This is a genomic window from Amedibacillus sp. YH-ame10 (assembly GCF_053848885.1).
Map to the genome: position 1 here is coordinate 54,640 of NZ_JBSPFA010000005.1, position 21,490 is coordinate 76,129.

Consider the following 21,490-nt stretch of genomic DNA (forward strand, 5'->3'; position numbering starts at 1 on the left):
ATTTGCTAGAAAATGGAAAAAAGTTAGTGAAATATTGATCTCACTAACTTCATGTAATACTTTTTTATAATCGTTATGCAGATGTAGTAACGTGGTAATTGGCTTTCCCTTTTGCTTTTACTAGATATAAAGCACTATCTGCTAAACGATATAGATTATAGAAATCTTGACTATCGCCTGGGAATAATGAAATACCAGCACTTGTGGAAATAGATACCATTTCACCATCGCAAGAAATTGGTTCACATAATAACTCTGTAATTGTTCTACCAAAGAAGTCTGCGGATTTAAACTCATATCCAAGTTTTGCATAAATCATAAACTCATCTCCACCAGCTCTACCAACCAACACATGATCATTGGAAAGCTGTGCTAATCTTCTAGAAATCTCTTTTAGAACATAATCTCCAACAACATGTCCTTTTGTATCATTCAATCCTTTGAAATCATCGATATCTAAAATACATAATGCATAAATAGAACTATCATTCTTATAATTTTCTATAGACTGACGAATTTCTTCTTCGATGCTCTTCTTGTTTAGGATTCCTGTTAATCCATCTGTTTTTGATTGTATCAACAATTCTTCTTTTGTCTTTTTCGCTTCATCAATATCAGTAATTCTACCAATTACAGATACGGAGTTACCCGCAAGTGCATCTGGTTCTGTAAATAGAATAGAAACCCAAAAATAACCTCTATCTTCAGAATAGTAACGTACTTCTATCAATGGTGGTTGTATTCCTTGATGCATCAATTGAATAGCTTTATCTAATTCTTGACGATCCTCTGGGAAGATAGATGCTGTTTCTGATAACATATCATCTTGCGGATTACGTCCAAATAAATCTTTATAGTTCTCTGAGAAAATGATACGATCGCTTGCGAAATGATATTCGAACATAACGTCTCCCCATTGTTGGGAAGCATTTTGAATACGTACAGCAAAATCCTTCGCATGATCTTTTTGTTCATCCGTAATTGTATCTGTGATATTTACCACACTGGAATACCATCTTTGGATTCCATCTTCTTCAGGTGGATATAATTTTGATATTGTTTCCACCCAAATTGGATGTCCATCTTTACAAGGAGAACGATATCGTAAAGTAACGATATTACTTGTTTTCACTTGTTCTAATACATCTGATACAACAATTGGACGATCTTCTTCTAATACCATATTGATGTATTTTCTATTGAACATCTTCTCTAAATCTTTATCCTCATATCCAAGTAAGGATAAGAATGCTGGAGACATATAATCCAAATCAAAATCTTCGTTGTTTTGAACACATTTAACTCCTACTGGTATATTTTGTAGAATACGTTTGTATTTCTTATATTCTTTTTCAATGGATAACTGTTTCTTTCTCAAATCATCTACATCTACGATGATTACGATAATACTAGGGTTTCCATCTGCTGCTTTTACAATATTTCCAGTACCCATTACCCAAATTGGTTTACCATCACTTCGTACCACACGAAATTCTATAGATACGGTATCCCCTTCTCCAAGTTGTTTTCGAATTTCTGTATTTACATACTCCACATCTTCTGGATATACAATCCCTAATGCACGGTTATTGAAACGTACTTCAATATCTTGTGGTGTATATCCTAACATTCTACGATACCCTTCATTACATGTAATGAAAGAGAAGTTTTCATCCATTGCGACTTGAAAAATCCCACCATACGCATTGTTTACAATGACATCTGTAGAAAGTGGTTGTGTTGGCTTCAATGCGGAATATGTTAAACTCTGTTCATATTCGATATGTTTTTTACTAACAGATGGTTTATTGCATGGTTTATTCGCAAAGTAGCGTGCACTAAAAGCTTCACTAGTTAGTGGACGATCATAATAGAACCCTTGTAGTAACTCTGGTCCAAATTGTTTTACAATATCATTTACTTGTGCACTCTCAATTCCTTCAACACAAACCATAATATTCATACTATGACATAATTGAATCAATTGTCTTACCAATGCTTGATCTGTAACATCGTATGTCAAACGCTGTAAAAAACTCTTATCAATTTTCAATTGATCTACTTTTAACATTTGGAAGACACTTAAAGAGGAATATCCTACTCCAAAATCATCCAATGCTATCTTAATTCCTTGACTGCGTAAGAAATTGAATACGCTGTTAATCAAAGCCATATTACTTACACGTCCTGTTTCTGTTAATTCCAATGTAATGGCAGAAGCTGGCAAATTCTTTCTTGCAATCATCTTTGTGATTAAAAACTTAAACTCACTGTCTTCAAATTGGAAACATGATATGTTTAAATTCATATGGAAAGATGGCATTATTTGTACCCATTCTTCACATTGTAATAAAGCATTCTTCAACAACCATTTATTGACTTCAAAAATCAAACCACTCTCTTCAAGAATAGGAATGAATTCATAAGGAGTTACTCCATCAGGAAAACTTGGGTGTTCCCAACGCAACAAAGCTTCACATCCATATAAGGTTTCATCGCTTGTTTGAATCAATGGTTGGAATCGCAAACTAAATCCCGCAAAATCATTTGTAACACTTTCTCTCAACAAGTCCAACAACAACATACGTCGTTGTACTTGATTACAAAGGGATGGTGAACAAATGGTAATCTGTCGTTTCCCACGACGTTTTGATTCAATATACGCAATTCTTACATTACGATATAAATCATCTGCATTTTCCCCATCATCAGGATATTTAGAAATACCACCAGAAACCGTTAAAGAAACGGTAACATTATTGATGGTAATAGTTTCTTGTGCATCTTCTTGGATACGATGGTATAAATCCATCAAGGTACTTACATCAGCTTTTGGATACAAAATACCAAAGCTATCTCCATCTAATCGAAATAACTGCGCAGCGCTTGGAAGTAAGCTTGCCAAACGATTCGCAAAATCTCCCAACACTTTATCTCCAAATGCATAGGAATATAAATCATTAATTTGTTTAAAATCATCAATCCCAATCAAAAGGATTCCCCATGGAATAGCAGTTTTACTAATCTCTTCCAAGGAATCTCTAAAGCTACTAATATAGCGTAAATTGGTAACAGGATCATAATGATTCTTCACTTCAATAAGGCTTAGAATTCCCGATAAAATAAATTTATCTCGTGAAGAAGAAATCACCATGCTTCCGTTGCATTGTACCCAGATATATTCTCCATCTTTTCCCTTGAATCTAAAATCGTTACAAAACTGTCCTGTATGTCTTCTTTGTATTTCTTGACATTGTGCTTCAAAAGACTCCATGTCTAAAGGATGAATCAATTGACTCCAATCAAATTCTTCCTTAATGTCAAAAACATCCAATGAGTTCGATGACCAGCGAACTTGATTTTCTTCAAAATCATACAAAAAGAAGAACTGATTATTTGCTCTTGATAGATATTCAAAAATATCTACTTCCATTTCTTTAACGTTTGTTTTCATATACTCTCTCCAGACCACTAAAATTTGTAAATCTTCCCAGTTTTTTTTGATTGCTTTTTTTTATTATATCATGTAATATGTGTTCTTGGATGAATTTTTAATACTTTTTCCTTTTTAGTTCGTATAAATCATTATATAATAGTACTATGAATACGAATTATCATATCCCTATTTATATTTTTGAGATATTAAAATTCTTGCGCATGCATCACGCGCAAGCTTTTCTTGTGGGTGGATGTGTACGTGATATGCTCATGCAACGTGACTTGCATGATTATGATATTACCACCAGTGCAAAAGCGGAAGATATGCTTTCTTGGTTTACACAAGCTGGATGCAAGGCTCTTCCTACTGGAATAAAACATGGCACAATCACTGTACTTCTTGATGAAGAACCTGTAGAAATCACAACTTATCGCATAGATCAATCCTATCAAAATCATCGCTCTCCTGACCAGGTTGTTTTTACACCCCATATAGAGGATGATTTAAAACGTAGAGATTTCACAATGAATGCCATTGCCTTTCATCCAGAAGTAGGAATCGTTGATCCACATCATGGACAAGAAGATATTCATCAAGGTATCATTCGATGTGTTGGAGATCCCATGGTACGTTTTGAAGAAGATGCACTTCGGATGCTACGGGCTTTGCGTTTCTCTTCTCAACTTCGATTTGAAATAGAATCCAACACATGGAATGCCATCCAAGTTCATCATCAAGATTTAAAGTATGTATCAAAAGAACGCATCCGTGATGAATTCAATAAAATTTTGATGGCGAGTAAACCAAACACCTTACGCATGTTGCGAGATGCAAACATTCTCTTAGAAATCATTCCTGATTATGCATCTCTATACGATTATAAACAACCTACAAAATGGCATGTGTATGATGTCTTTACGCATACGGATGTTGCCTTAAACCATACAACTGAGGATTCGTTATATGTAAAACTAGCCATTGTGTTTCATGATATAGGTAAACCATTATGTTGTACAATTGATGAACAAGGAAGTGCGCATTATAAAGGACATGCCCTGCAATCGCAGCGTATTGCACAACATTACTTAAAGGAACTGCATTACGATAACGCTACGATACAGCGTGTTTGTGATCTTATTTTATATCATGATTACTATGTGAAGCCAACACGAAAGGTGCTTCGCAAGTATCTTAGTAAGTTTTCCAATGATGTAGGTTTGGCTTTCGAAGCATTGGATGTACAAATCGCAGATAATCATGGAAAGAATCCAGAATTAGCACAAGCACTTATTGATAATGTTCTGGAGTGTAAAGCCATGATATCATTAATGGAAGAAGAAAAAGATATCCTTCATAAGAAGGATTTGGCATTGAATGGTCATGATGTTATGCGCTTAGGGTATACTGGCAAAGAAATTGGAGAAGTTCTTTCTATGCTGTATGAATGGGTATTGGAAGATCCTACATGGAATACAAAAGAGACTTTAATCAAACGTTTACAAAAAATGAAATAATTGGATATGGGTGTTCAACTGGTTGAAATCAAACTCATATCCTTTTTATTTCAAGTTTTCAAGTAAAAAGAAAAGAAGTTCTATTTCAGAACTTCTATGCTTTTTCGATATACTCTACGATTTTACTTCCCATATCACTACATGACATTTTTGTTTTGCCTACTTCCATGATATCACCTGTACGATACCCATCATTTAAGACATCTTCTACAGCTTTTTCAATCATGGCATTTTCCGCATCCATATCAAATGCGTACTTCAACATCATACCGGCTGCAAGAATTGTTCCAATTGGATTGGCAATGTTTTGTCCAGCGATATCTGGTGCGGAACCATGAATTGGTTCATACATTCCACGCTTTGTTTCACCTAAAGAAGCACTCGGTATAAGTCCAATACTTCCTGTAATCATACTCGCTTCATCACTTAAGATATCCCCAAACATATTTTCTGTCACAACGACATCAAATTGTGCAGGATTCTTTACAATTTGCATGGCAGTATTATCTACTAACATATCTGTGCATGTTACATCTGGATATTCTTGCGCAACTTCATGCATTACTTTTCGCCACAAGCGTGAAGAATCTAATACATTTGCTTTATCTACAGAAATGACATTGCTGTTACGTTTACGTGCAGTTTGAAATGCTGTGTGAGCAATGCGACGAACTTCATGTTCGTAGTAACACATACTATCACATGCATACAATTCACCATTTACCATTTCGGTTTTCTTTTCACCGAAATACACACCACCAATCAATTCACGAACGACCATAAAGTCAATTCCATTTTCCACGATATCTTTACGAAGTGGTGATGCATCCGCAAGTTGTGGGAATATTTTTGCTGGACGTAAGTTCGCATAAAGACCCATTTCTTTACGAATGCCTAAAAGTGCTTTCTCTGGACGAATGTTAGGATCTACATTGTCCCATTTAGGACCACCTACTGCGCCTAATAATACAGAATCACTCGCAAGACATGCTTGTAAGCTTTCTTCGGGTAATGATTTACCAAATTGATCAATAGCACATCCACCAGCGATAACGTTGGTATATGCAAACTCATGATTGAATTTCTTTGCGATGACATCTAATACTTTGACAGCTTCCGCTACGATTTCAGGACCAATGCCATCTCCTGGAATGACCGCAATATGTTTCTTCATTATTTGATTTCTCCCTTTTTGATTGCATTCATCAAACCATCATGTTTCATAATGTTTTGAATAAATGCAGGAAATGGTTGTGCTTGATAAGTTTCTTTTTTTGTTTTATTTACAATTTCACCAGTGTCAAAATTGATTTCAATTTCATCGTTTGCGCTGACGCGATTGCTCGCTTCTTCACATTCTAAAATTGGTAAGCCAATGTTGATTGCATTGCGATAGAAGATACGCGCAAAACTTTTCGCAATGACACAAGAAATACCACTTGCTTTGATCGCGATTGGTGCGTGTTCACGAGAAGAACCACACCCAAAGTTAAAGCCCGCAACCATAATATCGTTCACTTTTACATTCTTTACGAAATCCGCATCGATATCACACATACATTTTGCGGCCAATTCTTTGTGATCACTTGTATTTAAATAACGTGCAGGAATAATTACATCCGTATCTACATTATCCCCGTATTTATGAACAAATCCACTTGTTTTCATGCTATTTACCTCCCTGTATCTCTGGTGCTACGATTTTACCTGCAATTGCACTTGCTGCCGCAACAGCTGGACTTGCAAGGTATACTTCGGATTCTACATGTCCCATACGTCCAACAAAGTTACGGTTGGTTGTCGCAACACATCGTTCACCTTCTGCTAAAATACCCATATATCCACCAAGACATGGTCCACATGTTGGTGTAGATACAATGCATCCTGCATTGATAAAGGTTTCAATATAACCTAGTTTTACACATTCCATGTAAATGCTTTGTGTCGCTGGAATAATAATTGCACGCATTCCTTTTGCTACATGTTTTCCTTCGAAAATTTCTGCCGCAATTTTCATATCGGAAATACGACCATTGGTACAAGAGCCAATGACAACTTGGTCGATGATAATATCTTCATCAATACTTTCAACTGCACGTGTATTTTCAGGAAGATGTGGGAATGCTACCGTTGGTTTGATAGAACTTAAGTCTAAGTGGTAGATGTTATGATATTCCGCATCTGCATCTGCACGATATGTTTTATATGGACGATTGACTCTTCCATCTACATATTCGCGTGTGACATCATCGTATTCAAAGATTCCATTTTTTGCCCCAGCTTCAATTGCCATGTTCGCAATACATAAACGATCATCCATAGAAAGATATTGTAAACCTACACCGCTAAATTCCATCGATTTATACAATGCACCATCTACTCCAATCATTCCAATGATATGAAGGATGACATCTTTTCCACTTACATTTGGAGATAGTTTTCCACGAAGATCAAACTTGATAGCTTCAGGCACTTTAAACCAACATTTCCCAATTGCCATACCCGCTGCCATATCAGTACTTCCAACACCTGTTGAAAATGCATTTAAGGCACCATAGGTACAAGTATGGGAATCCGCACCAATAATACATTCACCAGGTCCTACAATTCCCTTTTCAGGTAACAAAGCATGTTCAATTCCCATTTCTCCAACATCGAAGAAGTTTTCAATATTTTTTGCATGTGCAAAGGTACGACAAGCTTTGCACTGTTGTGCTGCTTTTATATCTTTGTTTGGTGCGAAATGATCCATTACCATCGTTACTTTTCCTGGATCAAAAACTTCATTAAAACCAAATCGTTCAAATTCATTAATCGCAACAGGTGAAGTGATATCATTCCCTAACACCATATCTAAGTTTACTTCAATCAGCTGTCCTGCTGTAACTGATTCTAATCCTGCATGTGCAGCTAGAATCTTTTGTGTCATTGTCATTCCCATGTCTTTATCCTCCTACTTTGTTTCTTCTGTTCTTTTTTGTAACACTGCTCGATTGATACAAGAGAACAATGCTTTTACACTGGATGCGATAATATCTTCATCCAATCCTACACCCCATTGATGTTTCTGACGGCAATCAATGATTTTCACGTAAGAAACAGCCTTAGATGTAGAACCTTTGCTCAATGCATGTTCTTTATAATCTAAAATATCAAATTGTAATTTAGTATTGTCACGTAATGCATTACTGATTGCATCCAAACGACCATTACCGCTACCTCCAATATCCATTTCTTCTCCATCAAAGGTAATGTTTAAACTACAAGTTACTCGATCATCTACTTTTGTAAAATAGTAATCGATTAATTCATATGGCATATTTACATTCATGTATTCTTTTTGGAATAAATCGTTTACCTCATTTGGCAACAATTCTTTATGTTCATGATCCGATACATTTTTCATAAAGTATCCAACATCTTCACGCATATCTTTTGGTAGATCGTATCCATAATACTCTTCCAACATGTATCCAATTCCACCCTTGCCAGATTGTGAATTGATACGAATAACATCCGTTTCATACACACGTCCAACATCTCTTGGATCGATTGGTAAATAAGGAACTGTCCAATGACTTGGATCCACTTCATCACGATAGTGCATTCCTTTCGCAATCGCATCTTGATGAGAACCAGAGAATGCAGCGAATACAAGTTGTCCTGCATATGGATGACGCATTGGTACTTCCATACGACTCACACGTTCATATACTTCAACAATATGTGGCATATCATGGAAGTTCAATTCTGGATCAATTCCATGTGCATACATGTTCATAGCTAAGGTAATAATGTCTACATTACCCGTACGCTCTCCATTTCCAAACAATGTACCTTCAATACGATCTGCCCCAGCTAAAATACCAAGTTCTGTATCCGCAACGCCACATCCACGATCATTATGAGGATGTAAAGATACAATCACATGTTCACGATATTTCATATGTTTACACATGTATTCGATTTGTTGTGCATAGATGTGTGGCATACTCATTTGTACCGTTACTGGAAGATTGATAATCACATTGTTTTCGGATGTTGGTTGCCATACATCCAATACGGCATTACATACATCCAATGCATACTCAATTTCAGTCCCTGTAAAGCTTTCTGGAGAATATTCGAATCGATAATTTCCACCATCTTCTTCTGTTAACTTCTTAAGTAATTTCGCACCTTCTACTGCAATCTGTTTCACTTCTTCTCTAGATTTCTTAAATACTTGTTCACGTTGTGCAAAAGAAGTAGAGTTGTATACATGAATCACTGCGTTCTTTGCGCCTTTTACAGCTTCAAATGTACGACGAATAATATGTTCACGTGCTTGTGTTAATACCTGAATGGTTACATCATCAGGAATCATATGCTCATCGATCAATTTACGTAGGAATTCAAACTCTGTTTCACTAGCCGCAGGAAATCCAATTTCTATTTCTTTGAATCCAACTTCTACTAGTAATTTGAAAAATTCAACTTTCTCATCTAGACTCATTGGGATGATTAAAGATTGATTTCCATCACGTAAATCCACACTACACCATTTTGGTGCTTTTTGAATATACTCTTTCTTTGCCCATTCCATACATGTTTCTGGTGGTAAATAATACTGTCGTTTGTACTTTTCATAACCCTTCATAAAAGATCCTCCTCTTATAAACAAAAAAACTCTCATCCCATACAAGAGACGAAAGTTAACTTAACCTACGCGGTACCACTCTTATTGGCAGAATACTGCCCACTCACATATCCAAACTACGAATACGTTCTCACGATAACGTGTGAGTCTTCGGTAACGTTTACTTACACTAAGTGCTTTCAGGTTACAGCTTACGGGTGAGTTTCCCTTATTCTCTGCACTGTCTTTCACCACACGACAGCTCTCTACACCAGCGGAATACAGGATAGTCCCGATCATTGCTTTTTGTTCTTATTCATAAGTTTATAGTATCTCATATAAAAAGTCAATCCATTTGAGTCATGTTTTCAGATTGTTTTTTTGAAACTATTTTCATAACAAAATAAATACGTATACAGAATGAACATTATGTAATCGCAACATTCAAAACAATTTTATGTCCTTCGTGTTCTATCATTTGGAACTCACAATCATAAACAGCTCGTAGCGATGTTTCATGAATAACATCATGCGCAGGTCCATGAAAAAGAATTTTTCCTTGTCTCATAGCGATAATATCATCGCTATAATGTAACGCTTGATTAATATCATGATGTACCATTACGATTGTCATATGATACTCTTTGTTTATTTTTTTTATCAGGTTTAATATTTCTACTTGATATTTAATATCTAAGTATGTTGTTGGTTCATCCAACAATAAAATTGGTGTTTTTTGTGCAAGTGCCATTGCGATCCAAACTCTTTGTTGTTGTCCACCAGATAATGTTTTAAAATTCGCATGACGTAATTGTAGTAGACCAGTTACTTCAAGTGCCCATTCTATAATTTCGTAGTCATTACTTGATAAGCGTTGCATATAGGATAGATATGGTAATCTTCCATATCCAACTAGGGTTTCTACTTTCGCATCATTTTGCATATTATTTTTTTGATGTACAACTGCTACTTGTTTTGCGAAATCTTTTAATGTATATGTTTGAATGTCTTTTCCTTCGATGAACACTTCCCCACTTTGTTCATGAAGAATCTTACTCATTAACATCAAAAGTGTAGATTTTCCACTCCCATTTGCGCCAATGATGGAAGTTAAATGTCCTTTTATGAATTGAATGGATACATTCTTCATAAATGGTTGATTCGTATAAGAGAAATCAAGTTGTTTTAGTTCAATCATCTTGCATACCTCGTTTTAATAAAATAATAAATAAGGGTCCTCCTAGTACTGCCATCATGATCGCACTAGAAATTTCATAAGGTGCCAATAAGACGCGACCAAGGGTATCTGCACACAACAGTAGAATCGCCCCTAATACAAGTGTTACTGGCAATAGATAGCGATGTTGATTTCCAACAAATAAACGTGCAATATGTGGAACAATCAAACCTACAAAACTGATGACACCAGCTATTGAAACACTAATACTACACAAGAATACAGCAAGTGAGGACAACAACAAACGATACACGTTTACATTTATCCCTAGTGATAAAAGCGTTTTATCTTCTAATCCCATCAAATCACAAGCTTTAAACAGAAACAATGATAGAATCAACAAGGGTATCAAATAGATAGCAAGTGGTGAAACATCCTTCCATGTCATAAAGGTCATCTGTCCACTTCCCTGTGATGAAATGGTGGAGGACGATGAAACTACAAACTGCGAAATTGCCGATAACGTATAGTTTAACGCTACTCCTATCAGCAATATTCTAGTGACTTGTAAGCCTGATTTCCACGAAAGGGAGTAAATAATAGCAAATGTTGTCAATCCTCCTACAAAGGCAAATACAGGCGTAAAGAAATAGAGTTGTGGTAACCACAAGATGATAAGTGATGAGACTAAGGATGCCCCAGAAGATATTCCAATAATACTTGGATCTGCAAGTGGATTTTTCAAAACAACTTGTAAATATAAACCCGAAAGAGCAAGTGCTGCCCCAGTCAACATACTTACAAATACTCTTGGAAAACGGATATTATAAATACTGGCAACATCTTTATTATATTCTATGAAAAGACCTTTCAATAAATCCACAGGACTTACTTTAATACTTCCCACATTAATAGACACAAAAAAACAGAGACCTAAAATCAGAAATAAACCCAACAAGAAAAGTCGGGGATGTTGTTTAATCATCCCCATATAAAATACCTTCCAATTCCTTCAATGCTGTTTGATAATTGAAGTTTGCACTCATCCCAAAGTTTTCATGATGCAAATCATAAACTTTATTCTTTTGGACAGCATCAAATTGACTCCAAATATCATTTTCACTAAATTCCTTCGCAAACATTTCCTTCACTTGATCTGGCATTGCGTGAGATGTTCGTAAAATCATATCCGGTTGTTTCTTTAACATATCTTCTGGGTTTACATTCAAAAAGTCTTTTCCATCTCCATCTCCATAAACGTTTTCTCCACCAGCAAGTTTCACAAGATCTCCTACATAACTAGAAGATGTCGCAACTACATAACTGCCTGGAAGTCCCATTAAAATCAACACTTTTGGTTGTGTCTTCTCTTGATTTGTTGCTTTATATTCTTTCATATAGGTGACAAATTCATTCACCAATTTTTTTGCTTGGCTTTCTTTATCTAACAAAGTTCCTAATTCTTCGATACTCTTATACATTCCTGTTACACTTTTCATATTAAGGAACGAAGAACGAAAGCCTGCTTTTTCATATTTTTTTGCTAAATCATCTTCCAATGAATTAGGACTTAATATAAGTGATGGGGATAATTGTGCTATGATTTCCATATCTGGAGACATTGGAGTCCCTATTGTTTTGATATTTTGATATGCTTTGGGTAATTCGTAAGTATCACTCGATGGTACACCTACAATTTGCTTTGTGTCCACCTCCAATGCATTTAAAATTTCCGCAATACTTACTGATGTCACCACTATCTTTTCACTTGATATGCTTTTTTGATTTTGACTGACACATCCACATAATAGGAGAAGGGATGCTCCACACAACAGGCTACTTCTTAATTTTTTTAACATAATAGAAACTACCTCCTGCTATAATCAAAACGAATAGTACTCCAATACTTGTGTAGAGCCATATGTTAGAACGTTCTTCTTGTATTGGATGTGAAGACAATCCTTTTACATCTTTAAAAAGTGATTGTTTTGTTACTGTTGAAGAAGTTTGGGTATTCTTCTTTGTCGTTTCTCTGTTTTTTTCTTCTGTATCTACATTTTTATCTGCAATTTCTTCTTTGCTTTCCTCTTTTGTTTCTTCTTTTGTAGCGGTTGAAGGTTGCGTATTCTCGGTTGGTGAAGGGGTTGTGCTTGTAATCATATGGCTATTATAGATACCTGTACCTGCTGTTAACGTGTTAGGATTCATTTGAATAAAGAATTGTACGTCACGACCCATAGGTCCAACATATATAATAGGACTGATATATTGGGTTAATGCACTCACCTGGATACGATAATGATTCACTGTATCTCCATTCGCTTGCGAACTCCCTGTAATCACACCACTCACACTAGAACGAGTTCCATCGCTATTCATTAATTGGAAACGTACATTTGAAACATTAGAAGCCAATCCAAGACCAACGGTTACATAAAGTGCACCTTGCGTTTGTTCTACTAAAGCGTGTGACTCCACGATACTAGAAACCATGCTATTTCCTAGTTCAATATTGGAACCACCATCTTCTGTGGCTCCAGTCAGAGGATTTACATACGAAGAGGAGCATGTTATTACATATGCTCCATCACTCGTTGCCGTTATCGGCTCATATTGCATACACACTAGGAAAGCTGCAACGCATAAGAAACTAATTTTTTTTATGAACGACATAGCTTCTTTTTCTTAATGAAGAAAACCCCTGCTAAGAAAATCCCTGCAATACTTGTGAATAATAATCCTCCATATAATCCAAGTCTTGTAGTATCTCCAGTTTTAGGTGATGCTTCTTTTTTTATTGTTTCACTCACATTTGGAGTAGTTGTATCCGTTGGTTTCACTTCTGGTGTTGCATTTGGTGTTTTCTCTGGTGATGCATCAGGCGCAACACTTTGTGAAGGCTTTTTGATATCATTGGATACTTTTTCAAGTGTTGTATAATCCACTTTCAAGCGTGCTGGGATATCACTGTTCCCCATTAACGCAACCATTGGATTTACCTTCACATCTAACATGGCATCCTCACTTGGTAAATCGAAAGAGAAGATGGTTGGATTATGATTACTATCCTTCATAAAGATTTTTGCATTTATATACTCTGTACCATTATTCACTTTTAACTCTTGTAAGTAAGCTGTAATTGAACCCATCATCATTTTCTTAGATGTTACATACATCATAGCTTTTCCATTTTCTACAGTAATGGTTGCTTTTTCACTGATTGCTGAAGCGGCCATAGAAGCTTGATCACTTGTTGCATTCCATAACGCTACGTTTACTTCATAAGTTCCATCACTCTCGAACACACTTGTTACTTGTTTTTCAGCGTCATTTAAGCCCAAGTAAAGAATTGCATCTGACCCTATCTCACTTCCTCCGTAATAAAATTTCACATTTGTATTTTCAAGATTTTCACTTAATGTAAAACGTACTCCACGCACATGTCCTTCAGCATCATTTTTTGTCACTTCTGCTGTTTCCCAAGTACTCACACTACGACTCATGCTTGTAGTATTTTCAACATCTAAGCGCTCAATATAAGCTGTCTGTCCATAAGCACTCACAGCACCTAATTCTAAATCTACAACTATTTCATTGTTTTTTACTGTAATACTCGCACCCTTAACAGCACTTGCAGCCATTGATTGATTAACTCCATCAATCTTTAATACATTGACTGGAACACGATATGTTCCATCCGCTAAATCCACAGGTTCTTCTATTTTTACTAACCCTGCTATTGCATTATCAAGTGCATTCATAGCATCCTGTAATGCATTTACTTCAGCATCATCATCTATCGCACCTTGTGCTTCTATAATTGCTGTTTGTAAACTAGCGAAAGAATCCTGCGTATATGCATCAGCTTTATATGTTTTAGCATTCGTAATCTTACTCACTAATTGTTCTTTCAAACTTGCCTGTACATCAATTTCTACATATGCATCTTGAGCCATATCAAGGGGTGAAATCGTAATATTAAGATAAGTTCCATAGCTACCAGTCTCATTCGCTATTACTGGTATTCTCACTGTTTTTTCAACCTTCGACCCATCCGCAAGTGTACGGAGTGTAACATCACTTTCTGCCGGTGTCACTGCATCCTTATTCGCAAGTGCTCCAGGATAATACTTTACCTTTGTGGCATTTCCTTCAATGTTACCAATTTTCAATGTTTGAAATTCGATTGTTGCGTACATTTTATCATCTACTATTTCTAGCGTTGCTTCACTCATCAAAGCACCCGAAGCCATCGAATTATTCGCAATATTTGTAGCATTTTTTAATGATGCCTTTACTTTCATCGATTGTGTATTTGAGACAGTACTCGTAACAGCAGTATGATCTGCCGCAAAAAGTTGTGATATGTTTGTAAACTGCATTCCAAATACCATGGTCGAAGCCAAAGCAATCTTCGTAAATTTATAATTCATAATATCCTCCTATATAAGTTAGTTTAATCTAACTATAGTAAATATCATATCAAATACAGAGGATTATGCAACAAGCAAAATGGTTGCCCCCATAGAAACATTTCGATGCTTTCAAAATACATTTTTATTAGCCTTGACTAATTTTACTTGATTTTATCTATTCTGCTATATATTTAAAAATGTTTCCATAGTGGAAACATTATTTGAAAATAATCGCAAGTAATGCAATACTTTCTGGCATTTCGTTCGTTTTTACACTTACTTTCATCTTTAACTTTAAATGTCCTTGTAGTATACGTTCCTGTTTACTATGATAAAATTCAATTCCAGCAATTGGAATTAAGAAGCTATCTTTCCAAGGTTTCGCATCCATATAGGTTAGTCCATTATCATATTGAAGATGTTCTAGTGTCCCTTTAACTACTGTTTTCCCATGCTTAGAGCGTACCTCTATCTCATGATAATGTAAAACTAAAAATCCTTTTCCTTCTTCTATTTTCAACACCCCAGGATGATAAAATGCTTCATTTGACATTGAAATTTCCAAACGATTTTCTACTTGATCCTTGTACAATGTAAAACTAAAGGGATATTCACCATCCTTAATGTGCATGCTCATCATTTCCCCATATATCATTTTTACATCTTCTAGCACATATAGAAAGTTATGCATTTCATTCACTTTCAATAAGCTTTCCTTTGTATGTTGCGACATATGTAACGCAAAACTCAGTGCTTCTTGTTTTGCTTCGGCCAATGTGATAGCTGTGGTTTCCAAAAGCCATTTGGTAATGTTGTCAATTTCCTCTTGCCAAGTTTTCGCCAATGCCAATCCTTCTTTTGAAAGTTGTATCTTTCCTTTTTCCACCATATACCCCTCTTGGTAGAAACTACTCAGTACTTTACTGAGCGTTGATTTGTTTATCCCTAATCTTCCTGCAATATCTGTCATCGTATAAATCGTGTGCTGATGCTGGTTTATGTACAGTAAATAGTTTAATTTCTCTTGTGTAAGTCGCATAGCAATCTCCTTGAAGTTAGTTTACACTAACTATCATAACTGTTTGAAAAAGAATTTCAACACTTTTTTAACAAATCGTTGTATTTATGAACTTTACAAAAGAATATTTCGATTAAGAAAAAAAAGACACCTTCCTAATAAAGATGTCTTATCCTCTACTTAAACGCTTTCTTAAATTTATCAAATGGGGATTCGTGTTCTTGTTTCTTTTTAATCTTTTCGTAAAGTTCACGTTCTTCTTTGCTAATCTTCGTAGGAATTTCAAGTTGTACTTCAACATATTGATCACCTTGACCACGTGTTGTTTTTACACCTTTTCCTTTTAAGCGGAACAATTGCCCGTGTTGTGTACCTGCTGGTATGGACAATTCTACATCTCCATATACCGTAGGAACATCTACTTTACATCCTAACACTGCATCAATAACACTCAATGGAATGGAAATACGAATATCGTTTCCATCACGTACAAATTGTTTATGTCTTGTGACTAAAACTTCGATGTACAAATCTCCATTAGCACCACCATTGACACCGCGTTCTCCTTTGTTTTGTACTCTCACCTGTTGACCAGATTGAATTCCAGCAGGAATCTTAATATCTAGTTTTACACGTTTATGTTCATATCCTTTGCCATGGCATTTTGGACATTTGTTCACAATTGTCTTTCCACTACCATTACATTCTGGACATACACTTTGTGATTGGAATACACCAAATGGAGTACGTTGTTGTGTTGTGACACTTCCTGTACCATTACAACGTGAACATGATTTAATATCGGACTTGGATTTTGCTCCACTTCCCATACATTCATCACATTGTTCGTCTACATCAATAGTAACTGTTTCTGTTTTACCAAAGATGGCATCCATAAAATCAATGCGCATCTGCATAAAACGATCATTTCCTTTACGTGGACCATTGCTTTGACGACGAGATGAACCACCACCAAAACCACCGCCAAAGAAAGAACCGAAAATATCTCCAAGGTCATCAAATCCACCGAAGCCTTGTCCTCCGCCAAAACCACCAGCACCATCCATGCCAGCATGACCAAATTGGTCATAGGTAGCTTTCTTTTGGGGATCACTTAATACTTCGTTTGCTTCGTTGATTTCCTTAAATTTTTCTTCTGCCCCTGGATCTTTATTAATGTCTGGGTGATATTTCTTGGCCATCTTACGATATGCTTTTTTTATTTCATCGTCACTGGCCCCTTTTTGTAGACCAAGGACTTCATAATAATCTCTTTTTTCCAATGTCATCACCTTCCTAATGAATTCTTCATACTTGTCTTCCCTTAGAAAACACAATACTATGCAACAGACAAAACAAGCGCATGCACTTGTTTTGTCGTTATGTTAATTAGTTCTTTTCTTCGAATTCTGCATCTACAACGTTATCGTCATTTGCTCCAGTTGCACCTGCATCAGCACCACCAGCTTGTTGTTGTTGGTACATTTGAGCACTTGCAGCCTGAGCAGCTTTTTCAAGAGCATCTAATTTCTCTTTTACACTAGCCATATCGTTGTCATCTAATGCTTTCTGAAGATCATCACGAAGTTTCTGAGTTTCTTCTTTCTGAGCAGCATCAATCTTATCTCCGCTATCTGCTAACATACCGTCAATCTGTGCAATGAATCCTTCTGCACGGTTACGCAAATCGATTTCTTCTTTACGTTGTTCATCTTCCGCTTTGTGTTCCTCAGCTTCACGAACCATACGATCGATTTCTTCATCACTTAATCCACTTGTATTTTGAATTGTAATAGATTGTTCTTTACCAGTTCCTTTATCTTTTGCGGAAACATGTACGATACCATTAACGTCAATATCGAAGGTAACTTCGATTTGAGGTACACCACGACGTGCTGGCGCAATACCATCCAATTTAAACATACCTAATTCTTTGTTGTCGTTTGCCATTGGACGTTCACCCTGTAATACACGGATATCTACTGCTGGCTGGTTATCAGCTGCAGTTGAGAACACTTGTGATTTACTTGTTGGGATAGTTGTATTACGTGGAATCAATACTGTCATAACTCCACCCATTGTTTCAATACCTAAGCTCAATGGAGTAACGTCTAACAATAATACGTCTTTTACATCTCCTTGGATAACTCCACCCTGAATTGCTGCACCCATTGCTACTACTTCATCAGGATTTACAGAACGGTTTGGTTCTTTTCCTAATACACTCTTCACTGCTTCTTGAACAGCAGGGATACGAGTAGATCCACCTACTAATAATACTTGGTGAATATCATTTTTTGTAAGACCAGCATCACGTAATGCATTACGTACTGGTTCCATTGTGCGTTCTACTAATGTCTTTGTCATTTCATCAAATTTAGCACGTGTTAAAGTTGCTTCAAAGTGAAGAGGTCCATCTGCACCTGCAGAGATAAATGGTAAACTAATCTGTGTTTGAACAACACCACTTAAATCTTTTTTCGCTTTTTCTCCAGCTTCTTTTAAACGTTGCATTGCCATTGTATCTTTACGTAAATCAAAACCTTGTTCTTTCTTGAATGTATCTACCATCCAATCAACGATCACATTATCGAAGTCATCTCCACCAAGTTTTGTATCTCCGTTTGTAGATAATACTTCAAATGTACCATCTGCCAACTCAAGGATAGAAACGTCAAATGTTCCTCCACCTAAGTCATATACAAGAACTTTTTGTTCTTTATCTGTTTTATCAATACCATAAGCAAGTGCTGCAGCTGTTGGTTCATTGATGATACGTTCTACTTCTAATCCAGCGATTTTACCAGCATCTTTTGTAGCTTGACGCTGTGCATCGTTGAAGTATGCAGGTACTGTAATAACTGCTTTTTCAACTTTTTCACCTAAATAATCTTCTGCATAACCTTTTAAATATTGAAGAATCATTGCAGAAATTTCTTGAGGAGTGTATTGTTTCCCTTCCATTTCTACTTTGTCATTTGTACCAATTAAACGTTTGATAGAACTTACTGTGTTTTTGTTTGTTACTACCTGACGTTTTGCAGCGTCACCAACGATTCTTTCACCGTTTTTGTAAGCCACAACAGATGGAGTTGTACGATTTCCTTCTGGATTTGTAATTACTTTACATTCTCCACCATCCATTACAGACACACAACTGTTTGTTGTACCTAAGTCAATACCAATAATTTTACTCATGTTCATTTCCTCCTATTTTATTCACTTACTTTTACAAGTGTAGCGCGTAATACGCGATCTTTTAACATATATCCTTTTTGAAGCACTTCCACAACAATTCCTGATTCCACACCTTCTATCGTTTCTTGCATCAATGCTTGATGGATGTTTGGATCAAATGGTTGATTCAACGCTTCAATTTCTTTAACGCCTTCTTTATCTAGTACGGCGATCAACTGCTGATAAATCATTTCAAACCCTTTTACATAGTTTTTTAATGCTTCATCTTCGCTCTTTACATTAAGCGCACGCTCTAGGTTATCAATAATTGGTAATACTTCAGAAGCAAATCCTTGAATACGATATTTACGAACATTGTCTGCTTCACTTTGTAAACGTTTCTTCAAGTTTTCCGCATCTGCATATGCTTTGAAATAAGCATTCTTACTAGCGGCGATTTCTTCTTTTAATTTTATAATTTCTTCTTCTAATTCTTCAATTTTCTTTTTCTTACCAAACTTACTAGATTTTTTATCTTCCTTGCTTTCTTTGGAAGCCTCTGCCTGTTCTACTTCTTTGTTTTCTTCATTAACAACTTCTTCATTGCATTCACAATCACATGTTTCTTTTTCTACTACATCTTTTTCGTCCTGCATGTTGACCTCCTATCGTTCATTCCTATACATATCTTCAATTACTTTACTCATATACTCCATCAACGCAACCACACGGTTGTATTGCATGCGAGTAGGTCCAACAATCATTAGCTCCCCTTGTTCATCATCATTGATTTTGAACTTCGAAGAAATGACCGCCACATTGTTGACTTGAATAAGTTCATGTTCTCCACCAATTTCAATTGCCATGTTTCCTTCATGATTCGCAATCTGACGAAACAAAGAACTATCTTCTAGCATTTTCATCAATTCCTTTAACTTCTCTATATCCGCAAATTCCGGTTGATAGAGCATGTTGGATTGACCGCTACAATACACATTGTTTGTCGCAAATCGCATAAATGCGTTCACAAAGGCTTCAAATAACACTTCATGACGAGCTACATGAGATGCAAGCAATGGCTCAATCTCATTCATACGTACTACAATTTCATTGATTGGGGTTCCTGCTAACTTATCGTTCAATAAGTTACAACAAGTTTTGATATCCTCTACACCAACATCTGTATTAAAGTTAAATGTCTTGTTCTCCGTATGCCCATGGTCTGTGATAAAGACTGCCACAGCACTTCTTTCGCTCAAAGGGAACAATTGAATATGCTGTAAGGTTTGGGTACGACTTTCAGGACCTAATACAATGGATGTTAAGGATGTCATCTGAGAAAGTATATCACAACTCTTCTTGACGATTTCCTCTATGGAGTAATGACGCTCACTGAAGATTTGCGTTAAAGAATTCTTAACGGTATCGTCTAGTTGCTTCTCCATTAGATGTTCAACATAGAAGCGATATCCCTTGCTACTTGGGATACGACCACTTGATGTATGGGTCTTTTCTAGCAACCCTAGTTCTTCTAACGCTGCCATTTCATTACGAATCGTAGCACTTGAGCAAACAAAATCTAACATATCCATCAAGGACTTGGAACCAACGGGTTCTGCCGTTCTCGTGAACTCATCAACGATGGCTTTAAAAATCAATGTCTGACGGTTTGTTAACATTCCATTCACTCCTTTCTAGCACTCATCCTCTATGTCTGCTAATAGTATATGACAGTTTTTTAGCACTGTCAACACTTTAGTGCTAAAAACATCAAATTAACATCATTTTCCATAATGTAGAAAGGACCCATTCCTATTTTGTATAAGAATGAATCCTTTATTTGCTAGTATAATGAACTTCCAAACATTACCGTATAGCCTATCTATTCTATTAATATTCTCAGATAAAACTACAATCAAGATATTCCTGACATCTGTTATTTAAAATTTAGACATTCTATTCCTTATATAAATGCTTGTATAAAGTAAAAACAAATGTGTACAATATGCGTTGATTACCTCCACATAAGCTTTGTTATTTAAAAGACAAAGAAGACAAACAAAACCTAGAAGTAAACAAATGATACTAATAGCGTATAGTTTTGCATTTACATAGTTCTTATGTATTAGGAA

General features: G+C 36.0%; 16 protein-coding genes and 1 other annotated feature. Of the genes, 1 reads left to right on the forward strand and 15 read right to left on the reverse strand.

What is annotated here, in order from left to right:
• Positions 1–73: 73 nt before the first annotated feature.
• Positions 74–3,454: a diguanylate cyclase domain-containing protein gene (locus tag ACWG42_RS03175; RefSeq protein ID WP_455790062.1), complete on the reverse strand. Its 3,381-nt coding sequence runs from the start codon at positions 3,452–3,454 to the stop codon at positions 74–76.
• Positions 3,455–3,600: 146 nt separating this feature from the next.
• On the opposite strand from ACWG42_RS03175, the gene ACWG42_RS03180 reads away from it, so the two are divergent.
• Entirely contained in the window at positions 3,601–4,953 is a 1,353-nt protein-coding gene (locus ACWG42_RS03180; protein ID WP_455790063.1) for a CCA tRNA nucleotidyltransferase, read from the forward strand.
• A gap of 94 nt (positions 4,954–5,047) precedes the next feature.
• Here ACWG42_RS03180 and leuB read toward each other — a convergent pair whose 3' ends face one another.
• From leuB to hrcA, 14 genes are all read right to left on the reverse strand, one after another.
• Positions 5,048–6,127: a 3-isopropylmalate dehydrogenase gene (leuB, locus tag ACWG42_RS03185; RefSeq protein WP_455790064.1), complete on the reverse strand. Its 1,080-nt coding sequence runs from the start codon at positions 6,125–6,127 to the stop codon at positions 5,048–5,050.
• Positions 6,127–6,621 carry a 3-isopropylmalate dehydratase small subunit gene (gene leuD, locus ACWG42_RS03190; RefSeq protein WP_455790065.1) on the reverse strand — a complete coding sequence of 165 codons (495 nt, stop codon included), beginning with the start codon at positions 6,619–6,621 and terminating at the stop codon, positions 6,127–6,129. Before leuD ends, leuB begins: the two co-directional genes overlap by 1 nt.
• Before the next feature lies 1 nt (position 6,622).
• Entirely contained in the window at positions 6,623–7,894 is a 1,272-nt protein-coding gene (gene leuC / locus ACWG42_RS03195; RefSeq protein WP_455790066.1) for a 3-isopropylmalate dehydratase large subunit, read from the reverse strand.
• Between the two features lie 12 nt (positions 7,895–7,906).
• A complete protein-coding gene (gene leuA / locus ACWG42_RS03200) occupies positions 7,907–9,592 on the reverse strand; it encodes a 2-isopropylmalate synthase (RefSeq protein WP_455790067.1) in 1,686 nt (561 codons plus the stop codon).
• A gap of 41 nt (positions 9,593–9,633) precedes the next feature.
• Positions 9,634–9,880, reverse strand: a binding site (T-box leader).
• A 118-nt stretch (positions 9,881–9,998) separates the two neighbouring features.
• Positions 9,999–10,769, reverse strand: coding sequence for an ABC transporter ATP-binding protein (locus ACWG42_RS03205; RefSeq protein ID WP_455790068.1), 771 nt, complete (start codon positions 10,767–10,769; stop codon positions 9,999–10,001).
• Entirely contained in the window at positions 10,762–11,739 is a 978-nt protein-coding gene (locus tag ACWG42_RS03210; RefSeq protein WP_455790069.1) for a FecCD family ABC transporter permease, read from the reverse strand. Before ACWG42_RS03210 ends, ACWG42_RS03205 begins: the two co-directional genes overlap by 8 nt.
• Complete coding sequence (gene isdE / locus ACWG42_RS03215; RefSeq protein WP_455790070.1) at positions 11,726–12,607, reverse strand: heme ABC transporter substrate-binding protein IsdE; 882 nt, start codon at positions 12,605–12,607, stop codon at positions 11,726–11,728. The genes ACWG42_RS03210 and isdE overlap by 14 nt, the downstream gene beginning before the upstream one ends.
• Positions 12,585–13,421, reverse strand: a complete 837-nt coding sequence (locus tag ACWG42_RS03220) for a heme-binding Shp domain-containing protein (protein ID WP_455790071.1) — start codon at positions 13,419–13,421, stop codon at positions 12,585–12,587. The genes isdE and ACWG42_RS03220 overlap by 23 nt, the downstream gene beginning before the upstream one ends.
• The gene (locus ACWG42_RS03225; protein WP_455790072.1) at positions 13,409–15,181 is read right to left on the reverse strand and encodes an NEAT domain-containing protein; all 1,773 of its coding nucleotides are present in this window, start codon (positions 15,179–15,181) and stop codon (positions 13,409–13,411) included. Before ACWG42_RS03225 ends, ACWG42_RS03220 begins: the two co-directional genes overlap by 13 nt.
• 199 nt (positions 15,182–15,380) lie before the next feature.
• Entirely contained in the window at positions 15,381–16,202 is an 822-nt protein-coding gene (locus tag ACWG42_RS03230) for a hypothetical protein (protein ID WP_455790073.1), read from the reverse strand.
• Between the two features lie 155 nt (positions 16,203–16,357).
• Positions 16,358–17,470, reverse strand: coding sequence for a molecular chaperone DnaJ (dnaJ, locus tag ACWG42_RS03235; protein ID WP_455790074.1), 1,113 nt, complete (start codon positions 17,468–17,470; stop codon positions 16,358–16,360).
• Between the two features lie 100 nt (positions 17,471–17,570).
• Positions 17,571–19,379, reverse strand: coding sequence for a molecular chaperone DnaK (gene dnaK / locus ACWG42_RS03240; protein WP_455790075.1), 1,809 nt, complete (start codon positions 19,377–19,379; stop codon positions 17,571–17,573).
• A 17-nt stretch (positions 19,380–19,396) separates the two neighbouring features.
• The gene (gene grpE, locus ACWG42_RS03245; protein ID WP_455790076.1) at positions 19,397–20,014 is read right to left on the reverse strand and encodes a nucleotide exchange factor GrpE; all 618 of its coding nucleotides are present in this window, start codon (positions 20,012–20,014) and stop codon (positions 19,397–19,399) included.
• Between the two features lie 9 nt (positions 20,015–20,023).
• Complete coding sequence (gene hrcA, locus ACWG42_RS03250) at positions 20,024–21,037, reverse strand: heat-inducible transcriptional repressor HrcA (protein WP_455790077.1); 1,014 nt, start codon at positions 21,035–21,037, stop codon at positions 20,024–20,026.
• Positions 21,038–21,490 lie beyond the last annotated feature (453 nt).

Bases quoted from the DNA above. Each gene is read 5' to 3' on its own strand.
- ACWG42_RS03225 (WP_455790072.1), bottom strand. From the start codon at position 15,181: ATGAATTATAAATTTACGAAGATTGCTTTGGCTTCGACCATGGTATTT.
- hrcA (WP_455790077.1), bottom strand. From the start codon at position 21,037: ATGTTAACAAACCGTCAGACATTGATTTTTAAAGCCATCGTTGATGAG.
- leuD (WP_455790065.1), bottom strand. From the start codon at position 6,621: ATGAAAACAAGTGGATTTGTTCATAAATACGGGGATAATGTAGATACG.
- isdE (WP_455790070.1), bottom strand. From the start codon at position 12,607: ATGTTAAAAAAATTAAGAAGTAGCCTGTTGTGTGGAGCATCCCTTCTC.
- dnaJ (WP_455790074.1), bottom strand. From the start codon at position 17,470: ATGACATTGGAAAAAAGAGATTATTATGAAGTCCTTGGTCTACAAAAA.
- leuA (WP_455790067.1), bottom strand. From the start codon at position 9,592: ATGAAGGGTTATGAAAAGTACAAACGACAGTATTATTTACCACCAGAA.
- leuC (WP_455790066.1), bottom strand. From the start codon at position 7,894: ATGGGAATGACAATGACACAAAAGATTCTAGCTGCACATGCAGGATTA.
- dnaK (WP_455790075.1), bottom strand. From the start codon at position 19,379: ATGAGTAAAATTATTGGTATTGACTTAGGTACAACAAACAGTTGTGTG.
- leuB (WP_455790064.1), bottom strand. From the start codon at position 6,127: ATGAAGAAACATATTGCGGTCATTCCAGGAGATGGCATTGGTCCTGAA.
- ACWG42_RS03180 (WP_455790063.1), top strand. From the start codon at position 3,601: ATGAATACGAATTATCATATCCCTATTTATATTTTTGAGATATTAAAA.
- ACWG42_RS03220 (WP_455790071.1), bottom strand. From the start codon at position 13,421: ATGTCGTTCATAAAAAAAATTAGTTTCTTATGCGTTGCAGCTTTCCTA.
- ACWG42_RS03210 (WP_455790069.1), bottom strand. From the start codon at position 11,739: ATGGGGATGATTAAACAACATCCCCGACTTTTCTTGTTGGGTTTATTT.
- ACWG42_RS03230 (WP_455790073.1), bottom strand. From the start codon at position 16,202: ATGCGACTTACACAAGAGAAATTAAACTATTTACTGTACATAAACCAG.
- ACWG42_RS03175 (WP_455790062.1), bottom strand. From the start codon at position 3,454: ATGAAAACAAACGTTAAAGAAATGGAAGTAGATATTTTTGAATATCTA.
- grpE (WP_455790076.1), bottom strand. From the start codon at position 20,014: ATGCAGGACGAAAAAGATGTAGTAGAAAAAGAAACATGTGATTGTGAA.
- ACWG42_RS03205 (WP_455790068.1), bottom strand. From the start codon at position 10,769: ATGATTGAACTAAAACAACTTGATTTCTCTTATACGAATCAACCATTT.